The 15,064-nt window shown below is 44.6% G+C and carries 13 protein-coding genes; 5 read left to right on the plus strand and 8 right to left on the minus strand.

Annotated features, from left to right (window positions below; all coding sequences use genetic code 11):
- The first annotated feature begins 106 nt into the window (after positions 1 to 106).
- Positions 107 to 2,209, plus strand: coding sequence for a CHASE2 domain-containing protein (locus AAFP14_RS10310; RefSeq protein WP_341732215.1), 2,103 nt, complete (start codon positions 107 to 109; stop codon positions 2,207 to 2,209).
- Positions 2,210 to 2,636: 427 nt separating this feature from the next.
- Positions 2,637 to 2,864: a hypothetical protein gene (locus tag AAFP14_RS10315; protein ID WP_341732165.1), complete on the plus strand. Its 228-nt coding sequence runs from the start codon at positions 2,637 to 2,639 to the stop codon at positions 2,862 to 2,864.
- A 95-nt stretch (positions 2,865 to 2,959) separates the two neighbouring features.
- Here the strand turns inward: AAFP14_RS10315 and nadB are convergent, their stop codons facing one another.
- The 3 genes from nadB to AAFP14_RS10330 all read right to left on the minus strand — a co-directional run bounded on the left by nadB (position 2,960) and on the right by AAFP14_RS10330 (position 6,643).
- Positions 2,960 to 4,624, minus strand: a complete 1,665-nt coding sequence (nadB, locus tag AAFP14_RS10320) for an L-aspartate oxidase (protein WP_341732166.1) — start codon at positions 4,622 to 4,624, stop codon at positions 2,960 to 2,962.
- 523 nt (positions 4,625 to 5,147) lie between these two features.
- Entirely contained in the window at positions 5,148 to 5,582 is a 435-nt protein-coding gene (gene psbU / locus AAFP14_RS10325; RefSeq protein WP_341732167.1) for a photosystem II complex extrinsic protein PsbU, read from the minus strand.
- A gap of 107 nt (positions 5,583 to 5,689) precedes the next feature.
- Complete coding sequence (locus tag AAFP14_RS10330) at positions 5,690 to 6,643, minus strand: adenylate/guanylate cyclase domain-containing protein (protein ID WP_341732168.1); 954 nt, start codon at positions 6,641 to 6,643, stop codon at positions 5,690 to 5,692.
- Positions 6,644 to 6,935: 292 nt separating this feature from the next.
- On the opposite strand from AAFP14_RS10330, the gene hisF reads away from it, so the two are divergent.
- Positions 6,936 to 7,703, plus strand: coding sequence for an imidazole glycerol phosphate synthase subunit HisF (hisF, locus tag AAFP14_RS10335; protein ID WP_341732169.1), 768 nt, complete (start codon positions 6,936 to 6,938; stop codon positions 7,701 to 7,703).
- A 365-nt stretch (positions 7,704 to 8,068) separates the two neighbouring features.
- Complete coding sequence (locus AAFP14_RS10340) at positions 8,069 to 8,401, plus strand: low temperature-induced protein (RefSeq protein WP_341732170.1); 333 nt, start codon at positions 8,069 to 8,071, stop codon at positions 8,399 to 8,401.
- 150 nt (positions 8,402 to 8,551) lie between these two features.
- Here AAFP14_RS10340 and AAFP14_RS10345 read toward each other — a convergent pair whose 3' ends face one another.
- Positions 8,552 to 9,568 (minus strand): sulfate/molybdate ABC transporter ATP-binding protein, encoded by a 1,017-nt coding sequence (locus AAFP14_RS10345; RefSeq protein ID WP_341732171.1) that lies wholly within the window; start codon positions 9,566 to 9,568, stop codon positions 8,552 to 8,554.
- A gap of 561 nt (positions 9,569 to 10,129) precedes the next feature.
- On the opposite strand from AAFP14_RS10345, the gene argC reads away from it, so the two are divergent.
- On the plus strand, positions 10,130 to 11,188 hold the full coding sequence (argC, locus tag AAFP14_RS10350) for an N-acetyl-gamma-glutamyl-phosphate reductase (RefSeq protein WP_341732172.1): 1,059 nt from the start codon (positions 10,130 to 10,132) through the stop codon (positions 11,186 to 11,188).
- A 250-nt stretch (positions 11,189 to 11,438) separates the two neighbouring features.
- Here argC and AAFP14_RS10355 read toward each other — a convergent pair whose 3' ends face one another.
- From AAFP14_RS10355 to AAFP14_RS10370, 4 genes are all read right to left on the minus strand, one after another.
- Positions 11,439 to 12,038: a TerD family protein gene (locus tag AAFP14_RS10355; RefSeq protein ID WP_341732173.1), complete on the minus strand. Its 600-nt coding sequence runs from the start codon at positions 12,036 to 12,038 to the stop codon at positions 11,439 to 11,441.
- Between the two features lie 74 nt (positions 12,039 to 12,112).
- A complete protein-coding gene (locus AAFP14_RS10360; RefSeq protein ID WP_341732174.1) occupies positions 12,113 to 13,657 on the minus strand; it encodes a TerD family protein in 1,545 nt (514 codons plus the stop codon).
- 99 nt (positions 13,658 to 13,756) lie between these two features.
- Complete coding sequence (locus tag AAFP14_RS10365) at positions 13,757 to 14,329, minus strand: TerD family protein (RefSeq protein ID WP_341732175.1); 573 nt, start codon at positions 14,327 to 14,329, stop codon at positions 13,757 to 13,759.
- Between the two features lie 141 nt (positions 14,330 to 14,470).
- Positions 14,471 to 15,022 carry an AAA family ATPase gene (locus tag AAFP14_RS10370; RefSeq protein ID WP_341732176.1) on the minus strand — a complete coding sequence of 184 codons (552 nt, stop codon included), beginning with the start codon at positions 15,020 to 15,022 and terminating at the stop codon, positions 14,471 to 14,473.
- Positions 15,023 to 15,064 lie beyond the last annotated feature (42 nt).

A 15,064-nucleotide genomic window follows, 5' to 3' on the forward strand; every position in this document is an offset into this window, starting at 1 on the left:
GGGAATTAATTAGGGAGCTCGTTCTTCTTTTAATCCTAAATTTCACATCCCAAAGCTACAATTGCCATGGTCATTGCTATGGGCGATCGAGCTTTTACCTGAACCTATGCGGGCAATTCTCAAAAAATGGCTTTACCAAGAACGCCGAGTATTGATTACTGCAACTGTGGCCGCCAGTACGGTCATCTTAGTTCGCTGTTGCGGACTTTTGCAGGTATGGGAATGGGCAGCTTTTGACCAATTTATGCGCCAGCGTCCGGCGGAAGCAACGGACAATCGCATCGTCATTGTCCAAATTGGGGAACGTGATTTGCAAAAGTACGGCTACCCCATTTCTGATGGTGTGATGGCCCAATTGCTGCAAAAATTGAATGCTGGTAAACCGCGGGCGATCGGTCTTGATATCTACCGAGATTTGCCAACTCCACCCGGTAATCCCGAATTACTCAAAACTTTTACAACTATTCCTAACTTAGTTGGGATTGAGTTGATGGCCGACGAAACGCGCTTGGGAGTTCGGCCACCTCCGCTACTGAAAAAGTTCGATCGAGTTGGTTTCAACAATGTAGTCATCGATGCTGACAGTAAGGTGCGCCGAATGTTGCTTTACGCTTGGCCTGGAGATGGCAAAACTCGCCAGAGTTTCGCACTCAAATTGGCTTTGCTTTATCTCCACAGCGAAGGGATTTCCCCTCAGCCAGCCTCCGTTAATCCTAAATACTTGCAGTTAGGTAAGGGGGTGTTTCAGCCTTTTCAACAAAATGATGGTGCTTATGTGCGATCGGATAGCCGCGGTTATCAAATTTTGGCTTCCCTGCGCGGCCGAGTAGGCAGTTTTCACGCTGTGTCCATGACTGACGTGCTTTCTGACAAAGTACCAGCGGATTTTGTGCGATCGCGCGTTGTCTTGATCGGCTCAACAGCAACTAGCCTCAAAGACTTTCATCAAACTGCTTACAGCCATAGCTTATTCGCATCTCCCCAGCAAATATCGGGAGTTGAACTTCAGGCTCATTTCTTGAGTCAAATTTTGAGTGCATCCGTTGATGGGCGTGGGGGTATTCATGTTTGGCCAGACTCTGCGGAGTGGTTATGGATTTTACTATGGTCTTGGGTGGGAGCAAGTGTGAGCTGGAAGTTGCGATCGCTTAGTCGATCGGCTTGGTGCTTATTGACTATCAGCACCTTTCTCACTACCACTGTATACTTAGCTTTCTTAGCTGGTTGGTGGCTACCATTAATTCCCCCAATCCTCAGTCTTTTGGGTTCCGGCGTCGCAGTTGTCGGTTATCTGGCTCACTTGCAAGAAGAATTGAAACGGTCTCAAGAATTTTTACAATCCTTAATGGATACAATTCCCGATCCGATATTTGTCAAAGATAAAAATCACAGACTGGTGGTTTTAAATCAGGCCTATTGTCGATTTATTGGTGCTGCTTTGGAGCAGCTTATTTTTCAAACCGATTATGATTTATTTCCCAAATCCGAAGCCGATATCTTTTGGGAACAAGACGAATTAGTATTAACCACTAATTTACAGCTAGAAAACGAAGAAAAATTTACCGATACTCACGGCATCACCCATCTCACTGCTACTAAAAGGTCACTCCATAAAGATGCCGCCGGCAATCTATTTTTGGTGGGAATTATCAGAGATATTACTGAACGCAAGCGCTTGGAAGAAGCACTCCTGCAAAAAAATGCTGAACTTAGTCACCAAGCAGATCATGATGCTCTGACGGGTTTGCCCAACCGTAAATTTTTCTATGAACGATTGAATCAATCTCTAGAAAAAGCATTGATTAATAATGAATTAGTAGCTTTACTATTTTTAGATTTAGATGGATTTAAGTTAATTAATGACACTCTCGGACACAACATTGGCGATTTGCTTTTAAAAGCAGTTGCCGATCGCCTCAAACGTTGCTTGCGTGGCAGCGATACGATCAGCAGATTGGGTGGCGATGAGTTCACAGTCATTTTGCCTGGAATTCCCGGTCGCGAGGAAACTGCGACAGTAGCTGAAAAAATACGCGACACCATTCAGCAACCTTTTATATTAGAAGAACATACAGTTTCTGTAAGTACCAGTATTGGTATTAGTTTGTACCCCGTTGATACTCAAGATCGAGATGTGTTAGTGAACAATGCTGATACTGCAATGTATCGTGCTAAGAAACTTGGTAAAAATCAATATCAGTTTAATTGAATTAGGCGATCGGGCATCAGAAGCAAGAGAAATGCAATTCCCCTCTGTTAAGACGCTTTAAGTCTTATTTTTGAATTTTAAGCAGTGTCTAAAAAAATATTTTAGTCTTCAACCCTACTGACAAGATGCAACCCGATGTATGACACCCTCTACGGTGGTAGTACACCCACTTGGTGCAACACCCCCTGATGTATTGTTAATGATAGTGAAACTTATTCAACAATTTTGAGTCTTAATTTCAAGTAATATTAAAACTTGCTAAAATCCTAGTCCGGCACAAAATTTAAATAGCTGAAAAAGCCTTTATTTCAAAGGATTTCAGCATTTTTACTAGGTTCGTTTACAAAAAAGTCAAGACATCAGTGAATTTACGTAATTTACTCGATATAATAGTTTTCACGGAAGTGCATCAACGGGAATAAACACTATGGGTACTTTGATTCGGCTCACAACCATGGCAACGCTAGCTACCTGTCTGCAAGTGAATATAGACAGACCAGCCCTTACTGCTGGACAAGTCAGCAATTCGACTGGTAACTTGACAGCAGGTCGATGGACTTCGACTGCTTCCAATAACTTTAGCTTGGAAAATTACTCACAATACGAACCAGACCCGAATGGGAACCCGAAAAGTGACGGTACCGGCACCCGCTAAACAGACCCCCATCTCTCCCTCTGTGTCAAGAGTGTTCTCTGCGGTTAAATCATTCCAATTCTTAATAAAGTTTTACAATACAACCAGAAACGATCTCAATTGTCCTGTGGTTGCGAAACAGGACCAGATTTATACCAATGGCAATGATGAATTAAAGTGTGCCTGCACCAATCCGGGTGACTGAGGGGATAGTCAAGGCGGTAGTGACCACCTCTACTTTCAGTACGGAAAGCAGCACTTTTGAGAATTAAGTAGCCAATATCCAATAAATTGCCAACTTCTCCCCAATTTCGTAACACTACGCTGTTTTCTGCATCAGCCGGGGAAAAATTGAGAATTTGTCCATGTTGTAAATTATTAAGCGTTTGAGTCAAAGACAAAGAGGCAAATTCTTGTCGCCAAATTTCCACTTGAGCGATCGCACTTTCCAAATCCCTTTGGCCACGACAAATTCCCGCACTTTGCCACACTAAATTCGGCAGATCGATCCGTAACTTTTCGATCGCCTCAATGTCAGAAACATGAATCGATTTGGCGATAATTTCCGGTGAATATTCCTCATCCTCAACAGCCTTGTCGCTGATACTTTCTACCTTCAACAGCGCCATTTGCGAGCCAAAAACTAGACATTCTAGCAAGGAATTACTCGCCAATCGGTTGGCACCATGTACCCCCGTGCTGGCAGTTTCTCCCACGGCGTACAAACCGGGAATCGAAGTTTCGTTGAACAAATCCGCGATAATCCCTCCCATCCAATAATGGGCTGCTGGGGTTACAGGCACCGGTTCGGAAAACAGGTCAATTCCCCAATCAGCACATACTTGAATGATATTCGGAAACCGATAGCGCAGTCGATCGACCGCAATCGGGCGCAAATCCAGCCAAACATGAGGTTCCCCTGTCTTCTGCAAGTGGCGGAAAATAGCACGACTGACAACATCCCTAGGAGCGAGTTCACCCGAAGGGTGATAGTCAAAAGCAAACCGATATCCTTTACCATCCACCAAATGAGCCCCTTCTCCCCGCACCGCTTCGCTAATCAGAAACCGAGGCGCGCCCGGTTTAGTCAAGGCTGTAGGATGAAACTGCACAAATTCTAAATCTCGCAGCAGGGCTCCGGCGCGCCATGCAATTGCTACCCCGTCTCCGGTACTTACTGACGGATTGGTGGTTTGAGCAAATACCTGTCCGCCACCCCCAGTTGCTAGCACCACGGCCTGAGCCCGCAACCACTTGACAGTAGAGCCACAAATGGCGCTAATCCCCTGACAGCGCCCGGTGTCGTCTAGCCACAGACTGAGTGCAAATGCAGGAGAAAGCAGTTGAATATTTTGGCGGCTCAATACTTTTGCTGTCAGGGTACTCACCACTGCTTTGCCGGTGGTATCTGCTGAGTGGAGTACCCGGCGGCGGGAGTGGGCTGCTTCGAGGGTGAGTGCTAAATCTGTCCCGGTGCGATCGAATGCAACGCCCATTTTTACCAAAGCATCAATACACTCAGGCGCTTCTGTTACTAAAAATTTCACCGCTTCCCAGTCGCAAAGGCCAGCCCCAGCTACGAGTGTATCCTGAACGTGGAGTGCCGCAGAATCTTCCGGGGCGATCGCCGCGGCAATTCCTCCTTGGGCCCAATCGCTAGCAGAAACAGGCAGAGTGTTTTTATTAATCAAACCCACCTGCAAGTGTTCGGGGAGGCAAAGTGCCGTGTACAGACCGGCAGCCCCGGCACCTACAACCAATACGTCAAATTTGTCAGTCATTACTCCGCAGTGGTTAGACTTTTCAAGTCCGCCTGCGCGGATGAAAGTTTGTATAGCTTCTTACTTAACTATAGCAATGTTTATGAGAGAGTTCTGATACAGTCCTGGACGCAATTGTCACAATTGCTAAGGTGCTCTACTTTCCCTAAGCCCTAAAAATTTTTCAAAAAACCTACCTGACGCACCGCAAAATTCGATTTTATCCTAGGTCATTCTTGTCTCGGACTAACTATCAATAAAACGCACTTAATTTACTCTAGCAATTTCGTTTTTATCGCTTGATTCTTGATAAAATAATGCTCATTATTGACGGAAGATTATTCCTTATTTTTTATTATTTTTACTGGCTTTTTAGGGAAGTAGGACATCAAGTAGAAAGCAGAAGTCATCAGCCTCAAGATTTTTTTCTTTTCAGCTTTTGGCATTCTGACTTCTGCTTGATGACTCAGACGTCTTGCGACTGACGGGGTTTATATCCCAAAATTTAGGTCAATCCAACATCCTTGCGGGTTACTGTGGCTTTCTAGTCGTAGAGACCATTGTTCAATCTGTTGTCTCCTTCAATAAAGACTGATTCAACATCTGTGACTGTAAATTTGTCCAGGTTAGCTTGCAACAACTTTTTCTGAGCTTCTGTCAAGTCGGAGATTTGGAGTACATCCTCAACTTTTTCGTAAGGAGCATTCTTAATAATTAGTCGAGCTAAAGTGGGATACAGCCCTGGATATTCCCGAAAGTTTCGGACACCGCTGTTGTTCAAATCCAGTTTTTTGCCAAATTCTGTGGCAAGTTTTTCGTCGGCGCGATTGGTTCTAGTGGGCGATTCCACGGCGATCAGCGATGATGATGGCAATACCAGACGGCTCAAAGAAGCCGCGATCGCGCTTTGGTCCCCAGCCCAGGCGAAGCAGCCCAGCACTAAGCCCAATACTGCCAATAGACGACCTAATCGTTTCATGAAGTTATGTCTCCCAATTTAATACACAGCATTTATGTAGAGATTACCATTTTGCTTATGCAGTTTTCGCAAGAAATCGGGGACTCGTGCCGAGTCCGAATTCTTGGCTAACTCTTGCCGATGGATTTCAAAAAAGTGTCCAAGTCTCTATAGGTACTCCCGTAAGTCACTGTCGGAGTGTCGTAACCTTTCAAATCCACGACGTGGCGATCGAAAGCGCTCTCTGCCCCCAATTCCCGCAGGTATTTGTAGGTAGTTTGTCCTACGGCGATGTCCTTACCCAGTTCCTTGGTGCAAGATTCCAAGCGAAACGCAGCATTGACAGTATCTCCCAAGGCTGTGTAGTCCGATCGATCGCTGCTACCAGAATTTCCTACCATTGCATAACCAGTGTTAATTCCCACACCGACTCGCAAAGGAAAAGGTAGGGGGTAACGAGTGCTCAGTTCGTCCGTTGCCTTGTGCAGTTGGCTCAAAGCTTGACAAATTAGCATCATTTCGTCATTACTCACACCATCGGTTTTGTGGAACCATACTGCCATGATCGCATCGCCGATGTATTTATCTACCCAACTACCGTGTTTGCGAATGATGTGTCCTGAAGAACGGAACCAACTGCCAATCACTTCCGAGAGGATAGTTTCGTCTAACTGCCGAGTCAGCACCGTGAAGTCTCGGATATCCATTACCATGACACTAATCAGGCTGCGGACTGTTAAAGTTGCTGTAAAATCATCGGAGTCTGTGTCGTGTGTCTGAGTGAGTTGGCGACTGGGGGTTGGGTCATAGAAGTCTAATTCGGTTTGACCGAACATGAGCCGATCGCCATTTTTGAGTGTCACCGGAATACTTACCCGCCGCCCGTTGACAAAAGAACCATTGCGGCTTCCCAAGTCGATCAGGTAAAATTCTCCGGTTTCCATTTGCTGTAACATCGCATGATTCCGGGAAATCCAGCGATCGACTAACACAAAATTATTGTCATCACTCCGCCCTACTGTCCAGCAATTGCTGCCAGCCAGGGGCAAGTAGCGATTGCCACCTTCTGTGCGAAGTACCATATGTGGGTTCGTTTGCAAAGTCACCACAGTCTTAGAAACGACATCAATTCGACCGATTTAAAGTTCTACACTTGCAATTTTAGATTGACCGGGAGTTTTATAATTGATAGTTTGGCTAAAAAAACTCAAATCCCCTATTCTAAAATTTTAGATTGTTTAGTCGATTTTCGATGCACCGGACTGACTTAGTATGACCGAATTCTAGGGCACCCACAAGCGAGCTTATCTATTGTTGCTGCCAAAAGTTACGCCCATGCAGCAACCCTTGTTCAAATAGAAACCAAATAATTTTATGTTGTCGAAAAGAATTTTGCCCTGTCTGGATGTAAAAGCTGGCCGCGTAGTCAAAGGTGTCAATTTTGTCAACCTTAAAGATGCTGGCGATCCGGTAGAAATGGCACAGGTTTACAATGATGCTGGTGCTGACGAGTTGGTGTTTCTGGATATTACTGCGACTCATGAAGACCGCGACATTATTATTGATGTAGTGTACCGGACTGCCGATCGAGTTTTTATCCCTTTGACCGTCGGTGGTGGTATCCAATCCTTGGATACAATTAAAAGTTTATTGAGGGCTGGTGCCGATAAGGTGAGTATTAATTCAGCGGCGGTGCGCGATCCCAGTTTAATCGACAAAGCGAGCGATCGATTTGGCAATCAGTGTATTGTAGTGGCGATCGACGCCCGCCAACGACAAGACGCAGATAATCCCGGTTGGGATGTCTACGTGCGCGGAGGGCGAGAAAATACGGGCAAAGATGCCGTCGCCTGGGCAAAGGAAGCCGAAAAACGGGGCGCGGGCGAATTGCTGGTGACAAGTATGGACTCTGACGGCACTCAAGCTGGCTATGACTTGGATTTAACCAGAAGTATCGCTGAAACTGTCGAAATTCCGGTGATTGCTTCCGGTGGTGCCGGCAACTGCCACCACATCTACGAAGCAGTGACTGAAGGTAAAGCCGAAGCAGCCCTGCTAGCTTCGCTGCTGCATTACGGCCAACTCAACGTGGGACAAATTAAGACTTATCTAGCAGAATGCCAAATTCCCGTGCGCCTGTAACGTGAATTTAAGTAGAAAGGAGAGGGAGAGATGGGGAGTCTCACAACTATCACCTGACGCTACAACCGGAATTGAGATAAATTCATCCTCGGCGTGTGTCCCCATCACTGTCTTTTCCCTGTTTCTTGTTCCCTCTTCCCTATTCCTTGTGCTTTTTTCAAAATATTCCCTGAGAAGGATTTCAAACGCCACTGGTTTTAGTTACATATATATTAGTGGAATTTGAAAGACCGCAACTGCTCAATGCTATTGCTGCTCTCAAAATTAAACCCAATATTGTCTAGGGTTTGATTAATCATCAACCCGTTAACAATTGTGGTCTCGAAAAAAAAATCTCGAAAAGGAAACTTGTTGGTATGTCTTTTATGAATTTTAATCTATCTGTCAAAGGTTTAGTTCGTAGTTTTGTAGCCATTTGTTTTTGTACATTGCTGTTTGTTTCTAACGTTTTTCCCGCCTTGGCAGTTACCAGCAAACCTACAGAAGCTACCGACCAACTTTTAGGCATTGAAAAAGAAGCTCAAAAGGCTGTTTTGAAAGACCCGATGTCTATGCAAGAAACTCAGAAAAAAGCCAACGAAGGGATTAATGAAGTTCAGGGAGATGCGGATAGCGAAAAGATGATGAATCCTGGCAATACCAGTGCTACATCCTTTGAGCAACAAGTCAAAAAGGCTGTTAGCAAGATCAAAGATTAATTTATTTGTCAGTTTTCAACTGTTAGTTTCAAACTCCTATTAAATCCCTGGCTTATTAAAGAAGTCGGGGATTTTGTCATGATTAATCAGGCGAATTAGTCTTGGTTTAATTCCACACTTCTTATCCCAAATCCCAAATCCGTATGGGGATTAAATTGAATAAAAAAGCGGAAAAGATTTAGCATCTTTCGGTTTAACAAAAACTCTTTGTTGTGGCTGCAACTGTAAAATGTCAAACCTTTCTCTAGTCAAATTAGCATTGACTACTTGACCGTCATCTAAAGTTAATTCTACCTGAATTTCCCACCCTAAATGAATCAACCGACTGATTCTGGCTGGTACTGTGGCACTGTTTTCTGTAGTTTCAATTACCACGTCGTGAGGGCGCAAGAACATCTCCGGGTTGGCTGAGTCAAAGCCGTTGTCTTGAAACATCCTGGAACTGCTGGGCAATACATTCACAGGCCCGATAAAACTCATGACAAAAGCACTGGCTGGATGGTCGTAAATTTCTGCGGGTGTTCCTACTTGTTCGATTTTACCTTTACTCATGACTGTAATTCGATCGGCAACTTCCATCGCTTCTTCTTGGTCGTGGGTAACAAAGACTGTGGTAACGTGAACCTCGTCGTGCAATCGTCGCAACCAAGCACGCAAATCTTTCCGAACTTTGGCATCCAGTGCTCCAAAAGGTTCGTCTAACAGTAGCACTTTTGGTTCCACAGCCAAAGCTCTAGCTAGGGCTACCCGCTGTCGCTGGCCTCCTGAGAGTTGGGACGGGTATCTATCCCCCAATCCTCCCAACTGCACCAAATTCAACAATTCCTCTACCCGCGATTTGACTTTCGCAGGTGCTGTTTTCTGAATTTCCAGCCCAAAAGCGATATTTTTCCGCACTGTCATGTGTTTGAATAGGGCGTAGTGCTGAAACACAAACCCAATTTTGCGGTCTTGGACGCTGGTATTGGTGGCATCTTGGCCTGTGAGCCAGATTTTGCCGGAGTCGGGCATTTCTAGGCCGGCAATCAGTCGCAGCAGGGTAGACTTGCCTGAACCAGAGGGGCCGAGCAATGCGACTAGGGAACCGGATTCAATTTCTAAGCTGACTTGATCGAGTGCTTGGAAACTGCCAAAGTGTTTTGATACGTTTTCGACAAGTATGCCCATAGGAAGGAAGAAGGAAGAAGGAAGAAGGAAGAAGGAAGACGGAAGACGGAAGAAGGAAGAAGGAAGACGGAAGACGGAAGAAGGAAGACGGAAGAAGGAAGAAGGAAGAAGGAAGAAGTCACTCCCCCAGCCCCCCCTCAGACAAATCATCGTTTTGTAGGGGCGGTGCCCCCGTGCCCGCCCCTCATCTCTCCCCCAGCCCCCCCTCAGACAAATCATCGTTTTGTAGGGGCGATGCCCCCGTGCCCGCCCCTCATCTCCGGTTTTGATGTCGGGGATTAGTAGTTTTATAGAACGATCGCACATCGGTTTGTCAATTCTAGAGTTTTTGCGATCGACCGATCTACAAAAGTAACAAATTTATGAGAGTAAACCCAGCTTGGACAGAGAGTGGCACTTAAAAACCAGATGTTGAGGGTCTCCACGGAGTGTGTCCACATCGCCAGCGCAGGTCGATCGCAAAACAACACAATTATTGACCGCCAAAGTTGCCATTTGATACTATAATGCAGCAAAAGTTAAAGCGTTTTTTAGGTTTCAAGGGCTCAGGGGTAAAAAAAAATGGGAAATGTTGGACGTGTGCCTGTAGGAATTATCGGCGCTTCAGGGTACGGCGGCGTGCAACTTGTACGGTTGCTGGCGGATCACCCGGCGGCAGAAGTAGTGTATTTGGGGGGGGATAGCAGTGCGGGAAAACCTTATTCCAGCCTTTATCCCCATCTGACTAACTGCATTGATTTGACAGTCGAGGCGATCGACTTAGAAACAATAGCGGCCAAATGTGAAGTTGTGTTTCTGTCCCTACCTAACGGTTTGGCTTACCAAATGGCACCGACACTAATCGAAAAAGGCTGCAAAGTCTTGGATTTGTCGGCTGACTACAGGTTTGAAAATCTTGACACTTACAAAGCTTGGTACGGTGGCGATCGCTCGGACTCTGCTCTAGCAGCAACCGCTGTTTATGGTTTACCAGAACTGTATCGCGATCGCATTAAAAACGCTCAATTAGTAGGCTGTGCCGGCTGCTACGTCACAGCTAGTTTGTTGGCCCTGGCCCCCTTGCTCAAACAAGGTATCATCGTTCCAGAAACTGCAATTATCGATGCTAAGTCTGGATCTTCGGGAGGAGGCCGCAAAGGCGAAATTAATCTATTGTTGGCAGAAGCTGACAACTCCATAGGCGCTTACGGCGTGGGCCGCCACCGCCACACGCCCGAAATTGAGCAAATTTGTAGCGATTTAGCTGGACACGATATTAAAGTCCAATTTACTCCTCACCTGATGCCGATGGTGCGGGGAATTCTGGCAACTGTTTACGCAAATTTGCGCGATCCGGGATTGGTACGGGAAGATTTAATCACCATTTTCAACGCTTTTTACCGCAATTCTCCTTTAGTAAAAGTTTTGCCGGCGGGGGTTTATCCACAGTCAAAATGGGCTTGTGGTACAAATCTTTGTTACATTGGCGTGGAAGTAGATCCGCGTACTGACAGAGTAATTGTGATGTCGGCGATCGATAATTTAATTAAAGGTCAAGCCGGACAAGGTATCCAGTGCATGAACTTGATGATGGGCTGGGAAGAAACTTTGGGTTTACCTCAATTGGCTTTCTATCCTTAATTGAGAGTTCGGTAATTGGGAATTGGGTCGGGGCGGGTTTACGAAATGATTGATTTTAGGCAATTATCGTTTGTAAAACCCGCCCCTTGTGTCTTAAAAGAATGAGTTCAGTCGATCGCCACGTCATTGATTCGATCGGACCAACAAGTGGGCGATCGTACCGACTTGCAAAGTGAATCTAAAGAAACAAGGAAAGTACAGCAACAACAACTAATCAAAATCTACAAGCTTAAATTTAACAGATTTGAGTTCACCGCATAAACGAACCGACAACACCGTTCATATCCTCAGCCAAAGGATTTCCCATAGCCTTAAACTTCCACTCGCTACCTTCTCGATAAACTTCTCCCATTAACATATTTAATTTGCCCTCATAGGAAGGGTCATTTGACAAACGATAGCGAGCAATTTCTTTCCCAGTCGCATCCAAGGCTCTCACAAAAGCATTTTCTATCATGCCAAAATGCTGTTTTCTGTCCTTAGCATCATAAATATTCACTCCCAAAACTATTTTGTGATATTGTGGGGGTAAAGCATTTAATTTGACAAATATTTGTTCGTCGTCTCCATCTCCGGCCCCGGTGAGATTGTCACCGGAGTGAACAACTGTTTTATCCTTTGATTCCAAATGACCGTAATAGATTACGTCGTCTTTGTAGTTCTTTAATTTACCGTTTTCTCCTAATAAAAGAGCGTAGGAATCTAAGTCGAAATTTGCCCCGCTGCTTCTACCGAAAAGACCTTGGCTAGCTTTCGACACATCCCATCCCAAAGCCATTGTCAGCCTGGATAAATCGTATTCACTTTTGCTCAGAACGATAGATTGTCCTTTGGTCAAGTTGATAGCCATAGTTTTGTGATTTGGTTAAGGTAACAGTCAAGTTTCAAGATTGTCCAGTAGGAGATTTGATTAGCCTGTGAGGGCTAACTATAGGGTAAGAGATTTTTGAGTCGTGCTGATTTTACCCAGTTGGGATATTCTGTGGTCAGCAAATCGTATAATTCCTCGTCTGCAATACTTTCGGGGTCTTCTACACTGAAGAAATCTGCATTATCCAGGTGGCGATCGCCCATTTCATCAAGTTGCTCTAAAAAGCTAAAATCGCTGGCTGTAGCCCTAGAAAACCAGCCGCCAACTCCCTTACGTTTGACATCTTTTCGCGATTTGCCGATCGCCATAAACTGCCAAAATAGAGGCTCATAAGACGACCATTGTAGCTGTTGTTTGGTTGCCGACTCATCCGTAGTAGCTCCATCAGTGACAAACATCACATACACAGGTTTATCGGCGCTAATAGGTGCGTAGCGACTACCATCGCGAGAGTCAGGAAAATAGAAATTTCTGATTTCCTGCATCACTCTACCATAGTAAGTACCTCCTTCTAAAGGGTATCGTTTCAGTATATGATGGATGAAGTTGGGAAAATTTTCGATCGTCATATCCCCTGCATAGTAAGAGTTGATGCCAAACAAAAATATATCGATCGCTGCGTTGTCATCAAACCGACATCCCAAAGCCAAAATTTTCTCAGCCAAGCGCTGAATTTTTCCCGCACTGTACAGCGAAGACATAGAGACAGAAATATCCAAGCACAGCGCTACCTTAGCATCATGATTTGTGAGATTTGCTTTCTGAAGGGAGATATCAGCCTTCTTAACTAGATTGAAAATGTGCGGCGCTTTTTCCTCCAGTTTTTTTTCTAAGATTATAGCTTTCTGACTTTTGTTACTAACTTTGGGAGTTGCTAATTCAGTTATGGCTAATTCTGGTATTTTTAATTCAGGAATCACTACTTCTGGAATTTTTAATTCAGTAGCTGCTAATTCATTTATTGCTAATTCTGGAGGAGTAAAAGCTGAATTGTTTAGGTTAGTTTCTGGTTGATTATCTTCCTGTTTAAGCTCGACATAATATTTATCTACAAAACTTTTCAAACCAGCATTGTATCCTTGTCCGACTGCCTGAAACCTCCACTTTTCGTTTTTTTTATATAACCTGCCAAACTCGACTGCTGTCTCTCCTGAAAAATGTTCTTGGAGATTGTAGCAAGCAAGTTCGCTATGGGTTTCGGAATTGTACAATCTAATAAAAGCATTGTGGATTTGGCTAAAGTTTTGATTTTTTGCCTGTGCTTCATGAATGGTGACGACAAAAATAATTTCCTGAATTGCTGGACTTATTTTATGCAAATCTACATTGATCGTCTCTTTGTCTCCTTGGTTTTTCCCAGTTTGGTGATTTCCTAAGTGGTGTACAGAGTCATCGAGGGAACGCAGATTATTGTAAAAGACAAAATATCTTTCCTGGGGAATTTTGCCCTCTGCACCCAACATGAATACAGAAGCATCTATATCATAGTTGTCTTTAGTTTTATTGAGTTGCCAGCCGAGGGCAAAGGAGACTTTTTGTAAATTAGGATGGGCGGGGAAAAGATCAAATCTTTCGCCCTTACTTAATTGAATTCCCATTAACTTTATCCTGTAATTAGTAGCATCTAGAACCAAGGGAAATATTCATAATTTTTCCCAAATTTCCCTTGATTTATTTAGCTGGATGCGATCGCCCTTTTATCCGGCATACTTGTCTACAAAGCTCTGCAAACCTGAATTGTAGCCTTGTCCGACAGCTTGGAACCTCCACTCGCCATCTTTCTTGTAAAGTCTGCCAAATTCCACCGCAGTCTCCCTAGAAAAATCCTCATCCAAATCGTACTTAGTGACTTCTGTGTTAGTAGTAGTGTCGTAAATTCTGATAAAAGCATTCCGCACTTGGCCGAAGTTCTGGCGTCTCGATTCCGCTTCGTGGATGGTGACAACAAACACAATTTCTTGCACCGCCGGATCGACTTTGGTTAAATCGACTGTCACTGTTTCATCATCGCCAAATCCTTCTCCGGTTCTGCTATCTCCCAGATGAACTACAGAAGTGTCTGGTGACTCTTTGTTGTTGTAAAAAACAAAGTATTTTTCGCTGGGAATTTTAGCATTGGCACCTAACATAAACACGGAAGCATCTAAATCAAATGCTGCACCGGTGTCTGTAGCATTGGTATCCCATCCCAAACCGATACCAGCACTTTTTAGCCCCGGTGCTTCTTTAGAGAGATTGATTCTGCCGCCTTTTTCCAAGTTGATAGACATTTGCTCTCCTGTATGCAACATCTCTGATATTACTGCTAACAATTATACCATAAATTTTAAATGTCAAGTATAATATTTCCTGTCTTTAAAAGATTGATTTAGGAGCGATCGCGCCCTCGCTACATAGCGACGTTATCTCACTCATTCATCTTCCAAAGAAGCCAAAATCCGATCGACCGTTTCTTTAACCGTTAGATGGGTTGAATCCAGCCAATAACCGAGATGAGGAGTTTCGGTGCGGAGGATGCGATCGAATGCATAAACCATTGTTTCGTTGGCATATCCCGTCTTCGCTCTTGCTGTATCCCGTGCCGCTACAACCTCTGGCTGGGGACACAGAACAATCGCAGAAAACGGCACATCATGAAACCTGGCAATTACCTCAGCGAGTGCGGAACCAATGATAATATCTTGATACACAACCGTAAAGCCAGCCTGAAGATAGTGTCGCGCTGCCATTGCTGCCAGATGATAGCGCAGTTGAAGTTGCTGATATGCCTCTGCTGACAAATTTAACGCCATTTCCGCCTGCCCATTCACAATCATGCGGCGAAATATATCCCCGCGCAGGTGAACACTTTTGGGCAACCTTTCGGCAAGCGATTGGGCAACTGTTGATTTTCCAGCAGCCATGTTCCCAGTAATCAAAATAATTTGTGGTTGATGATTTGCAGGTTGTCGATCGCTATTCATACTCTTTGTTATAGATTCAATGACGCTGTTACAAAAAACGAG

This window comes from Microcoleus sp. EPA2, assembly GCA_020882975.1.
Lineage (GTDB): Bacteria > Cyanobacteriota > Cyanobacteriia > Cyanobacteriales > Microcoleaceae > Microcoleus.

Coding starts and splice junctions, on each gene's coding strand:
- AAFP14_RS10310 (WP_341732215.1), top strand. CDS start 107: ATGCGGGCAATTCTCAAAAAATGGCTTTACCAAGAACGCCGAGTATTG.
- AAFP14_RS10315 (WP_341732165.1), top strand. CDS start 2,637: ATGGGTACTTTGATTCGGCTCACAACCATGGCAACGCTAGCTACCTGT.
- nadB (WP_341732166.1), bottom strand. CDS start 4,624: ATGACTGACAAATTTGACGTATTGGTTGTAGGTGCCGGGGCTGCCGGT.
- psbU (WP_341732167.1), bottom strand. CDS start 5,582: ATGAAACGATTAGGTCGTCTATTGGCAGTATTGGGCTTAGTGCTGGGC.
- AAFP14_RS10330 (WP_341732168.1), bottom strand. CDS start 6,643: ATGGTACTTCGCACAGAAGGTGGCAATCGCTACTTGCCCCTGGCTGGC.
- hisF (WP_341732169.1), top strand. CDS start 6,936: ATGTTGTCGAAAAGAATTTTGCCCTGTCTGGATGTAAAAGCTGGCCGC.
- AAFP14_RS10340 (WP_341732170.1), top strand. CDS start 8,069: ATGAATTTTAATCTATCTGTCAAAGGTTTAGTTCGTAGTTTTGTAGCC.
- AAFP14_RS10345 (WP_341732171.1), bottom strand. CDS start 9,568: ATGGGCATACTTGTCGAAAACGTATCAAAACACTTTGGCAGTTTCCAA.
- argC (WP_341732172.1), top strand. CDS start 10,130: ATGGGAAATGTTGGACGTGTGCCTGTAGGAATTATCGGCGCTTCAGGG.
- AAFP14_RS10355 (WP_341732173.1), bottom strand. CDS start 12,038: ATGGCTATCAACTTGACCAAAGGACAATCTATCGTTCTGAGCAAAAGT.
- AAFP14_RS10360 (WP_341732174.1), bottom strand. CDS start 13,657: ATGGGAATTCAATTAAGTAAGGGCGAAAGATTTGATCTTTTCCCCGCC.
- AAFP14_RS10365 (WP_341732175.1), bottom strand. CDS start 14,329: ATGTCTATCAACTTGGAAAAAGGCGGCAGAATCAATCTCTCTAAAGAA.
- AAFP14_RS10370 (WP_341732176.1), bottom strand. CDS start 15,022: ATGAATAGCGATCGACAACCTGCAAATCATCAACCACAAATTATTTTG.